The following is an 8822-nucleotide window of genomic DNA, read 5'->3' as shown; positions in this document are numbered from 1 at the left end:
ATAAGCTTAAATATTAAAAGATTAATCACCCAAATATAGTAAAAAAAATAATATAAGATGCTGATTTTGTCTTAATGAATATGCTTCTCCGCGTGATAAGAACTTCTTACTAATGGTGAACTTTCCACGTGACGGAATCCTAGACTCTTGGCAAATTCGCCATACTCTTCAAACTCCTCTGGCGTAATGAACTTTTTCACAGGCAGATGTTTTTTAGTGGGTTGCAAATACTGCCCCAGCGTAATCACATCTACATTGGCATTTCTTACATCTTCTATCGCTTGGAACACCTCATCTTTCTCCTCCCCTAAGCCGAGCATTATTCCCGTTTTGGTGCGTTTTTGCCCCGCCTCTTTCAGATATCTCAGTACATCTAGACTACGCTCATATTTTGCTTGGATACGCACTTCACGCGTTAGGCGTTTTACCGTTTCCATATTATGAGAAATCACTTCGGGAGCCACTTCCACCAGTCTATCCAGATGTTTATAAATTCCTTGAAAATCTGGTATTAGTGTTTCCATTGTAGTCCCCGGAGAAATTCTGCGTACGGCATTCACCGTTTCTGCCCAAAGAATAGAGCCCATATCTTTCAAGTCGTCTCTATCCACAGAAGTGAGCACCGCGTGTTTTATCTTCATCAACTTGATAGAGCGGGCTACTTTTTCTGGTTCGTCCCAATTAACATCGAGAGGTTTTCCTGTTTTCACGCCACAAAATCCACAGCTACGGGTGCAGATATTGCCCAATATCATAAAGGTTGCCGTACCCTCGCCCCAGCATTCTCCCATATTGGGACAACTACCACTTTGGCAGATGGTATTCAGTTTGTACTTATCCACCAAAGTTCTCAGTTCGCGATAGTTTTTTCCTGTTGGAAGTTTTACCCTAATCCATTTGGGCTTTTGGGTGGTTGTATCTTGAATTTGATTTTCCATTCTCAAAAAATTATCTCACAAAATTACGGGATTTTTTCGGAATAGAGAAAGCCAATCCTTACGCTACTTTGCCAATGAAAAATAAAGTAAAAAAAATTGTAACAAATAAGATTTTGTAATACTAACTGAATAGACACTTAACGATGCAGGCATTAGAAAAAGAATTTTTGGAACGAATAGAACAGCACAAAGGGATCTTGTTTAAAATTGCTAGGATGTATATGTCCGATGCAGAAGATCAAAATGACCTGTTCCAAGAAATCACCTATCAACTTTGGAAGGCGTATCCAAGTTTTGAAGGAAAAAGTGCTTTTTCTACGTGGATGTATCGTGTGGCTCTCAATACCGCCATTGTCTTTCTAAGGTCTGAGAAGAAAAAAGAGAAACTGATACAGCGAAATGAGACTTTGGAAAATCTTAAAATTAAAAACGATGAAGTTTCCGATGACGAGCATCGTTTGAAAATAATGTACCAAGCCATCAATCAGCTTAATCCCATTGATAAAGCGTTGATATTTTATTATTTGGAAGATTATTCTGGAAAAGAAATGGCAGTACAATTGGGGCTTACCGAAGGGAATACTCGCGTAAAACTCAATAGAGCAAAAAATAGGCTAATGGAGCTGGTAAAAGCAATAGAAAAAGAGTATTAACAGATTTTAAATAAAAAATTAGATATGAACCTTGACAATATAAAAGAACTTTGGGACAAGGAACCCGAAACTGAAACTCCTGAAATCTCTTTGGAACAACAGAAAGATATTCATCTCCCACTAGAAAAAATAAAATCTAATATGAAAAAGGAATTTTGGAGCTCCATCATTACCTTTATCATTGTGTGTATCTTTCTATTATTACCACACAGTAATGATACCATGTTCAGCATTTATGTTTTGATTTTAAGTATCACATTGGGCATTACGGCTTATTATTTTGGCAAGTTTTATGTGCTGTACAAGAAAATCAGCACCCAGAATCTAAGCACTTACCATCATTTATTAAACCTAAGGTATGAGCTGGTATTGAATACGGAACTGTATAAATCCTATTATATCACCTTCATTCCCATTATTTTCGTAATATATCTAATTCATTTTCAACCTAAAATTCCCAATGATGCTTTCTTGTTTTTCCTATCATTTCTAATGATGGTGGTGATTATAACTCTATACATCACAGGTAAAATATGGCTGAGAGAATTTTATGGTAAACACATTCAGAAAATTTCAGAAATTGTGGACAGTTTAGGTGATGAAACCGATGATTTCCAATATAACAGAACGACCATCAAAATCAGCGAAAAGCTTCATTTCTATACTAAAACCCATCGCTTTTTCACTCCTTATTTTGGTAAATTTGCAGGGATTGTCAATGCTATCTTTTGGGGTATCATCGGGTTTATTTTACTCTTTATAATATCTTTTGCCATTGGATTTATTATTGGATTTTTTCAAATCATTCCCAAAGACTCTCTAATGCAAATCATCAGAAAACATTAATCTCTTTTTACAATAAAAATCCATATTTTTGCATTCAAGATGCAAGATAGCTTTGTACACAAAGGGAAACGGAGAATCCTCGTAGAATATCTACGGGACAAAGTAGGCATTGCAGATGACAATGTACTGCAAGCCATCAATACCGTCCCTCGGCACCTTTTTTTAGAAAGTGTTTTTGAAGATTTTGCATACGAAGACCGTGCTTTTTCCATTGCCGCACACCAGACCATCTCTCACCCTTCCACCGTGGCAGAGCAGACAGAGCTCTTAGAAGTGAGGGAGAAAGATAAAATCTTGGAAATAGGAACAGGAAGTGGCTACCAAACGGCTGTTTTAGTCGCTATGAAAGCAGAAGTTTACACCATAGAACGTCAAAAAGACCTCTATGATTTTTCGCATCGTAAGCTGAAAGAGTTACAATTTAGACCTAAATTTCAAAGCTTTGGCGATGGTTTTCTTGGTCTGCCTACTTTTGCTCCATTTGATAGAATCTTGGTAACCTGTGGAGCCTCTACCCTGCCTACAGAATTACTAAAACAACTGAAAATAGGCGGTAAAATGGTAATCCCGATGGGAGAAACGGAGGAGCAGATTTTGTATCGTTTTACAAAAATATCCCCATCAGAATTTGAAAAAGAAGAATTTGGTGTTTACAAATTTGTCCCAATGCTAGGCAAGACTAATCAATAAAAAAACTTTGAGGAAAACTATCTCCTCAAAGCTTTTACTATCATTTTTTTATCCCGTAACTTAATACCCTAACAGTTTCAAAACATCTTGTGGCTCTTGTTTTTCACGGAAGATTTCATATTGCAGTTCGCCGTTTTCATCTCGTTGAATCAAAACATGACGCGGCTGAGGCATCAAACAATGGTGCACCCCGCCATAACCACTGATGGTTTCCTGATAAGCTCCCGTATGGAAAAATCCAATATAAAGCGGTTTGGTATCACTGAAAGTAGGTAGATAAATGGCGTTGGTATGTTGTTCAGAATTATAGTAATCATCGGAATCACAAGTGAGACCACCTAGAAAAACCCTTTCATAAGTGTCATCCCAACGGTTGAGAGGCAACATAATGAAGTGGCGAGAAATAGCCCAAGTATCTGGCAATGTGGTCATAAAAGAAGAATCTATCATATTCCACTTTTCTCTATCGTTTTGGCGTTTCTGAGAAATAATCTGGTAAAGATTGGCACCACTTTCTCCCACGGTAAAACTTCCAAACTCCGTATAGATGTTCGGTTCTTCCACCCCTTCCTCTTCACAGAATTTTTTGATTTGAGACACTATTTCATTCACCATATATTGGTAATCATAGTCGAAATTGAGAGAAGTTTTGATAGGGAAACCACCTCCAATATTGAGAGAATCTACTTCTGGCGCTATTTTTTTCAATCTTGCATAGACCCTCAAACACTTATACAATTCGTTCCAATAATATGCTGTGTCTTTTATCCCTGTATTGATAAAGAAATGCAACATTTTGAGCCTTGCATTAGGGTGTTCCGCAATTTTTTGGGAATAATAAGGGATAATATCCTTATAACCAATACCCAAACGCGAGGTATAAAATTCAAACTTTGGTTCTTCCTCCGAAGCGATGCGAATTCCAATATTAAAAGTAGAATCGATGCTTTCGGTAAGTTTATCCAGCTCGCGGTAATTATCCAAAATTGGCGTAATATTTTCAAAACCATTATTAATCATTTCAGAGATTTTCTGTAAATAATCATCGGTTTTAAACCCATTGCAAATCACCTCTATCTCTTTGGTAAACTTGCCTTTATCATAGAGGGCTTTTACAATATCCATATCATACGCCGAAGAGGTTTCTATGGAAATATCGTTTTTAAGAGCCTCTTCCAAAACGAAGTTGAAATGGCTAGATTTAGTACAATAGCAGTACTTGTAAGCTTTCTTATAATCATTTTTTTCAAAAGCTTCCTTAAACCAAGTTTTAGCCCTTTGGATATTTTGAGAAATTCTTGGCAAGTAAGAAATTTTGAGCGGTGTCCCGAATTTTTCCACCACCTCCATCAGATTAATATCGTGAAATAAGAGGTTGTTTTCAGCCACATTAAACTCCTCCGTAGGGAAATAAAGGGTTTGGTCTATCAGCTCAGAATATTTTATTTTCATTCTTAAAAAATTGAAATATAAAGATTAAATAAAGGTTTATTCGCCCATAATGGACAATGCAAAAATGCAAAAAAGTTTTGAGATTTTCCCGTTATATCCAAAGTTATTTTCTAATCCAGAGAACAATATATTTCTACACCACACTATACCTAAAAACATTTATTAATTTCAATCTATTTTCAGAAAATATTATCATTCTTGCAAAGTTAATTTCTTGAAAGAAGAAAAACTACCATTATAGACATTTAAGTCCACTTTGGTATTGATGCCATAGACAATCCCCTTTTCTGTAAACTGCCACATCTTCCAAGGGTCTTGCACGCTAGGCTCTAGCACATCATTATAATTGGCAAGCCAAAGCGGATAGTCATCAAACTCGCCTCTTAAATAATCCTTATAATAATGGTAATAGGTATAGATAATGGGCTTTCTACCGTATTTTTCTTCTACTATCTTGCACCAAGTTTTTAGGTTTTCTATTAATTCTGGATGAGAATAGCGAAGGGATTTTTTCTCGATATCCAAAACGGGAACCAAATCGCCTTCTTCCAGTTTTACAGTTTCCAAAAAATTATTGGCTTGGCGTACGGGGTCTTCATCTGGACGATAAAAATGATAGGCACCACGCACCAACTGATGTTCCTTGGCCAAACGCCAAAAGGTATTGAAATTTTTATCCTTTCCCCTATTGCCCATCGTGGCTCTCATCACTACAAATTTCAGCGGAATACTGCGGTGGGCAATACTAAGGCTATCCCACTGAATGTCTTTCACTTCCTGATAATGAGAGATATCTATACCGAAAGTTTTATCCACATATTCTTCTACAATCTTATGAATCCGCTCCTCTTCTTTCTTCGAGTTTTTGAGTTTTTTATGTTCAAATTGATTGAAATACATTGCGTAGTAAAAGCCTATCTTTTCTTTCAAATAAAATCCCGCTCCTAAAAGTGAAACCATTAAAATGAGCAATAATGTCCACCGCCGCAAAAGCCAATGCCTTCTACGGTGCCGATGGATTTTCTTTTTAGTTTTTCTTTTCCTAGTGCTTTTTGCCATAGTTATCGTTTGCAAAAATATTTTATTTCGGGAATATTCTCTTGTTTTGCAAAGTTTTTTTTAACAAAAAAAGGTCGGAAAAACCATTCCGACCTTCTTATATCTTAGTTATCAATTAGAACATCTTCCAAAAACCAACATCATAAGATTTGGATAAATCCTTGATACACTTGCTAGACATCATTTTTACCCTCACAGTGCTGATACCTATTTCTTTATTATACTCAAACTGAGGTACCTTTTCATTAGAAGTCTTTTGTGTTCCATTGCCATACACCACTGTCCAAGTGTACTTATAATTATTTTGCATTTCATTGGGGAAAAAGCTCACCACTCCATCTGCATACTTCACTTCTTTAAAGGCATTGATGGTAATATCACAGTCCGTGTGATTTTGTGCATTGGCACGATATTCAGCAGGGTCTCTATCTATCACATCTATATTTTTACTGCATTGCGATACGCCTTGCGAGGTAAGCATAGACAAAGACAACACCGTTCTTCCCCCTGCCATTGGCTGTATGGTTACCTTATTTTTACGGAAATCACCATCCACTTTTGTATTGCCCCCTACCGTTACCCAAAGATGACAATCGGGGCATTGGGCATTATCATTCTCTACAGTATAAGTTTCTGTATCTGTAATATTTATAGTACTTTTACCCAAAATATTACATTGAGCCAATACCATTACAGAAGCCACAAGAGATAAAAGAAATAACACTTTTTTCATAAATACATTTTTTAATAATACGGCACAAAGATAGTAAATTTTATTGGTTGACAGTTGACAGTTGTCTGTTGATTGTTAATTGTTAATTGTTAATTATTAATTGTTAATTGTAAACCAGCTCAAAACTAAAGCAAATAGTATTAGCATTTTTGCCCCCTTCGGGGGACAGGGGGCTGATTCAAAACTCAACACTAAAAGCTAATGTTAACTATTGTAATTTAAAGTTGAAATCTACTATTTCTGTACACATCTGATTGCTCTACTTTTTTTTTCGTTCTTTTCAATTAAGCTATACGCGATTGTAGGATATGCATATTCTGATAATCTTTCACCGAAATTACCTCTATCAAGAACCGATATAATTCGATTTTCAACTACTATGGTAGTACTTGAAGTCCAACCATATGGTTCCCATTCTTTATTCCATCCATGAATTTCAAGAGGTCCCTCCACTATCCTATCAGGAGCTAACCACAGAGAACTTGTACCCCTTGTAACGTTCTCGTCCTTATAGGCTGCACCAGTTTTTTGCAACCTTAATTGAGTCATAATATCTAAATTATTGCTAAAATAGTCAATGGTTTCAGCAGTATTAGGAGGAGTAACAATACTTAGGTGGTAATCAGTGTTATAAAATACACTTGTAGTGAAAAGACCTTGATCCGTATCAGTAACTATTTTATTAATATCATTAACTAATACTAATTTCAAATCACTCATATTCATTACTCTATATCCATCTGGACATGGATTATTAAACATTTCCCCTGTCCATAAATTATAATCATGCTCATTCGTTGTAGCCCAATCCTCGCCTGTCAGTGCATGATTAGTAAAAACAAACGAATGATTGGAATTAAATACATCTTGTTTAATATCTGTTACTGGTTTTTTTCTATATACATACCAATAATCTTGTGTACTAGTAAAACCAAAATCAGGACCTAAATCACTCACAATATCTGGTTTCACCTGACGATGGTAATAAGTTACCAATTCGTGTCCATCAGCTTTTCTTCCTTCCTGAAATAATGAACCAAAAGCCTTCCAATCCTCATATTCTGTAGGCATTACTTCTGGGTTAAAATGTGGGCTTCCTTCTCTAGCATATTCTGCACCGAGGTTGAGATTGAGCCACTTTTTACCATTTGGCCCCATTACTGCACAATAGATGAAGTTATGATCTCCATCCCCATAATGCTTATCATATACCAATTCTAAACACTTCGCACTAGGTGTAAAAGGGATTCCTCCCTCCAATGCTTCTAATACCACTTGTGCTTTTAGATGGGAGGTTGTAAATAAAGCTCCCATTGCTAATGTAAATAATATTTTTTTCATAAGTTTCCTATTTTTATTAGATAGCATCTCCTGTAATGGTAGCTTCAGCGGTAGTTCTTTTAATAACCCCTACAGCAGAGAACTGCTTTCTTGTTTTAGTACCTCTTGCCGTTTGTAAGGTAACACTGCTACCTACTATGGTTACCTGCCCTGCACCTTGCTGTACCACCACACAACTAAAGCCTGCTGGCAAAGCTGCTGGAACAGTAATAGATACCGCACCTGAAGTATTTACATAGACATAGCCATTGTTATCTGCTACAGCTAAAGTATAAGCTGTCGTAACGGTTCTTACAGGAGTAGATAGACTAATGGTAGTACCACTTATTGCAATACCATTACCTGCTGTATAGGTGGTATTCGTATCGGTATCCGCCGCTGGTGCCCACGCTGTTCCGTTCCACTTTAATACTTGCCCATTGGTTGGGGCAGTATTGGCGACTGCTCTACCTTGTATCCTTGCTACGGTAGTGGCATTGCTATTGGCTGCAGCTGTTACATCACCCATTAATGCAGCTCTTTGGATTTGGTTTCCACTAATGGTGTTTGAGGTAGAATTGACATAAGTAGTATTAGCATCCGCTGCGGGTGCCCAAGTGTTCGTTGTTGCGTTATATTTCAACACTTGTCCATCGGTGGCTCCCATTTGGTTGAGATCGGCGGCTACTATAGACTTGTCTACAATCTTAGAAGAATCCACTGAGTTTGCTGCTAAATCTACCAAAGCCACTTGTCCATCGGCTATCTTCGCTGAGGTTACGGCATTCGGGGCAATAGTAGTCGCATTGCTATTAGCGGCAGCTGTTACATCACCTGTTAATGCAGCTCTTTGGATTTGGTTTCCACTAATGGTGTTTGAGGTAGAATTGACATAAGTAGTATTAGCATCCGCTGCGGGTGCCCAACTATTGGTTGCTGCATTATATTTCAACACTTGTCCATCGGTGGCTCCCATTTGGTTGAGATCGGCGGCTACTATAGACTTGTCTACAATCTTAGAAGAGTCCACTGAGTTTGCTGCTAAATCTACCAAAGTCACTTGTCCATCGGCTATCTTCGCTGAGGTTACAGCATTCGGGGCAATAGTAGTCGCATTGCTATTGGCTGCAG

Annotated in this window: 8 protein-coding genes and 1 pseudogene; 3 read left to right on the top strand and 6 right to left on the bottom strand. The window is 37.2% G+C overall.

Annotated features, from left to right (window positions below; translation table 11 throughout):
* Positions 1 to 71: 71 nt before the first annotated feature.
* The gene (gene lipA, locus ACFFUE_RS10175) at positions 72 to 938 is read right to left on the bottom strand and encodes a lipoyl synthase (RefSeq protein WP_376835034.1); all 867 of its coding nucleotides are present in this window, start codon (positions 936 to 938) and stop codon (positions 72 to 74) included.
* Positions 939 to 1081: 143 nt separating this feature from the next.
* On the opposite strand from lipA, the gene ACFFUE_RS10170 reads away from it, so the two are divergent.
* The 3 genes from ACFFUE_RS10170 to ACFFUE_RS10160 are packed head-to-tail and all read left to right on the top strand — an operon-like array spanning position 1082 to position 3127.
* Complete coding sequence (locus ACFFUE_RS10170; protein WP_376835032.1) at positions 1082 to 1591, top strand: RNA polymerase sigma factor; 510 nt, start codon at positions 1082 to 1084, stop codon at positions 1589 to 1591.
* A gap of 24 nt (positions 1592 to 1615) precedes the next feature.
* Positions 1616 to 2437 (top strand): hypothetical protein, encoded by an 822-nt coding sequence (locus tag ACFFUE_RS10165; RefSeq protein ID WP_376835030.1) that lies wholly within the window; start codon positions 1616 to 1618, stop codon positions 2435 to 2437.
* 39 nt (positions 2438 to 2476) lie between these two features.
* Positions 2477 to 3127 carry a protein-L-isoaspartate(D-aspartate) O-methyltransferase gene (locus ACFFUE_RS10160; protein ID WP_376835028.1) on the top strand — a complete coding sequence of 217 codons (651 nt, stop codon included), beginning with the start codon at positions 2477 to 2479 and terminating at the stop codon, positions 3125 to 3127.
* Positions 3128 to 3187: 60 nt separating this feature from the next.
* On the opposite strand, the gene ACFFUE_RS10155 is transcribed toward ACFFUE_RS10160, so the two are convergent.
* The 5 genes and pseudogenes from ACFFUE_RS10155 to ACFFUE_RS10135 all read right to left on the bottom strand — a co-directional run.
* Positions 3188 to 4579 carry a type III PLP-dependent enzyme domain-containing protein gene (locus ACFFUE_RS10155; protein ID WP_327984941.1) on the bottom strand — a complete coding sequence of 464 codons (1392 nt, stop codon included), beginning with the start codon at positions 4577 to 4579 and terminating at the stop codon, positions 3188 to 3190.
* A gap of 192 nt (positions 4580 to 4771) precedes the next feature.
* Positions 4772 to 5638 (bottom strand): GH25 family lysozyme, encoded by an 867-nt coding sequence (locus ACFFUE_RS10150; RefSeq protein WP_376835026.1) that lies wholly within the window; start codon positions 5636 to 5638, stop codon positions 4772 to 4774.
* A gap of 115 nt (positions 5639 to 5753) precedes the next feature.
* Positions 5754 to 6371 carry a hypothetical protein gene (locus ACFFUE_RS10145; RefSeq protein WP_376835024.1) on the bottom strand — a complete coding sequence of 206 codons (618 nt, stop codon included), beginning with the start codon at positions 6369 to 6371 and terminating at the stop codon, positions 5754 to 5756.
* Between the two features lie 234 nt (positions 6372 to 6605).
* Positions 6606 to 7712: a hypothetical protein gene (locus tag ACFFUE_RS10140; RefSeq protein ID WP_376835022.1), complete on the bottom strand. Its 1107-nt coding sequence runs from the start codon at positions 7710 to 7712 to the stop codon at positions 6606 to 6608.
* A gap of 16 nt (positions 7713 to 7728) precedes the next feature.
* Positions 7729 to 8822: pseudogene (locus ACFFUE_RS10135) on the bottom strand (hypothetical protein); the annotation flags it as partial.

Source organism: Bergeyella porcorum (assembly GCF_042427575.1).
GTDB classification, from domain to species: domain Bacteria; phylum Bacteroidota; class Bacteroidia; order Flavobacteriales; family Weeksellaceae; genus Bergeyella; species Bergeyella porcorum.
The sequence above is the reverse complement of the archived record's forward strand: the minus strand, read 5'-3'. Positions and strand labels throughout refer to the sequence as shown.